Annotated in this window: 1 protein-coding gene; it reads right to left on the bottom strand. The window is 68.2% G+C overall.

Features of this window, described 5'->3' with window-relative positions:
- Positions 1–718, bottom strand: a 718-nt coding sequence (locus AC1DWF_RS34425; protein ID WP_476842966.1) for a lyase family protein, incomplete at both ends; no start/stop codon positions are given.

Here is a 718-nt window from a genome sequence, read left to right on the forward strand (position 1 = left end):
ATGCCGGCCAAAGCCAGCGCGCGCTGCGCCTCGGCCAATCCCGGCCAGATGAGCGCCTGGGCCTCGCGATTCCCGTCGAGCGTGTTGGTGAAGTGGCTGCCGCGGATGATCGCGCCGGCGGAGGAGAATCCCGCCACGACATGCGCAGCCTTGGCCTTCAGGTGCTCCAGCACCACCGGATTCTTCTTCTGCGGCATGATGGAAGAGGTGCCGCAGACGGAATCCGGGAATTCGACGGACGAGAACTCATGCGTGACGAAGACGTGCATGTCCTCGGCGAAGCGGCTGAGGGTGAGGCTCATCTGCGCCGCGCCGGCAATGAGCTCCACGGAGAAGTCGCGGCTCGCCACACAGTCGAGCCCGTGCTCCAGAATGCCGTCGAAGCCCAGCAGCTCCGCCACCATCGCGCGGTCGATCGGGAAGGTGGTGGTGGCGAGCGCGGCGGCGCCCATCGGCGAGAGGTTCAGCCGCTTCCAGAGATCCAGCAGCCGCTCCGCGTCGCGCTCCAGCGCGGAGGCGAGGCCCGTCAGGTAGAAGCCGAAGGTGATGGGCTGCGCCGGCTGGAGATGCGTGTAGCCGGGCATCACGACATCGGAGAACTCTTCGCCGCGGGTGATCAGCGTGCGGCGCAGTTTCGCCGCGGCGTCGAGCAGATCCAGCAGGATCTCGCGGGCGCGGAGACGGTCCAGCGCGGCCGAGAGGTCGTTGCGGCTGCGGG

The sequence above is a fragment of the Aminobacter sp. P4_D5 genome (assembly GCF_056401815.1).